Source organism: Moorena sp. SIO4E2 (assembly GCF_010671945.1).
GTDB classification, from domain to species: domain Bacteria; phylum Cyanobacteriota; class Cyanobacteriia; order Cyanobacteriales; family Coleofasciculaceae; genus Moorena; species Moorena producens.
In genome coordinates this window covers 1-1,096 of record NZ_JAAHIE010001396.1, presented here as the reverse complement: position 1 = coordinate 1,096, position 1,096 = coordinate 1, and the positions used below count along the sequence as shown (strand labels likewise).

At 47.4% G+C, this 1,096-nt stretch carries 2 protein-coding genes; both read left to right on the top strand.

Translation table 11 applies throughout. From position 1 onward, the window contains the following. A partial coding sequence (locus F6K37_RS46050) for a PfkB family carbohydrate kinase (protein ID WP_287257424.1) occupies positions 1 to 470 on the top strand: 470 nt, incomplete at its 5' end. 87 nt (positions 471 to 557) lie between these two features. Beyond that, on the top strand, positions 558 to 1,096 hold a 539-nt coding region (locus F6K37_RS46045; RefSeq protein ID WP_287257423.1), incomplete at its 3' end, for an alpha/beta fold hydrolase.

Sequence of the window (1,096 nt, the reverse complement as noted above, 5' to 3'; positions counted from 1 at the left end):
TGGTGCTCATTGATGGTCATCAGATGGTGGTTAGTAATGCGATCGCAAAATTTGCCAAAACTCATCATATCCCTGTAGTCATCGATGGGGGTAGCTGGAAGCCAGGATTTGAAACAATTTTGCCCTACGTTGATTACGCAATTTGCTCAGCCAATTTCTATCCACCAGGGTGCTGTGGTCAACAAGAGGTGATGGCTTATCTCCTAGACGCTGGGATTCCTCACATTGCCATTACCCAAGGAGAAAAACCAATTCAGTATCGCAGCTTAGGAGTGTCCGGTGAAGTACCCGTACCCCAGATTCAAGCAGTAGATACTTTGGGAGCTGGGGATGTGTTTCACGGTGCCTTCTGTCACTATATTCTACAGAAAGAGTTTACTGATGCCCTAGGCGCAGCAGCAAAGGTAGCTACCAATTCCTGTCAGTTTTTTGGGACTCGTCGGTGGATGGAAAAAGATATCGAAAATTAGAGCAATAAATTTTTGTCTGCCCACACCGATGGGGAACTAGAACGGCTTATACTCCTATCTGTAATCTACAAATAGCTACGAAACCTGATGCAAGACTACCAAGCTCCCTGGTACCTAAGAAATGGCTTATTTCAAAGTATTGCTACAACTTACTGGTACGGCAAAACCTGGAGTTGGTGGGGGGAAAAAGTACCTTGGCTTTCCCATTTGCCCCTGATTCCCTGGCAGGAACACATATTTACTGGTGCGGATCAGGTACCGTTGCGCGGATTGTGGAGTTGTCCTGACAATGCCAAAGGGACCCTGATTGTTAACTATGCCCTTACAGGGGATGTCGATAGTGGTTGGTATAGTCGTACCCTTGCTCGTAAAGCCTACAGTAATGGTTGGGCAGTGTTAATTTATGATTGGCGCAGTAACGGACGCAGTGCACAACTATCCCCAGTCCCATCTTCTGACGGTTGGCGAGAAGGGGAAGATCAGTTGCAGCTAGCCATGGAATTAGTAAAGATGGGTTGCCCAGAACCTGTCGGTTTGGTGGGCTTTTCCATGGGGGGACAGTTGGCATTGTGGGGACTTAAGGCCGCAGTTGAAAACAATTGTTCTCTGGTCAGGTTTGGAGCAGT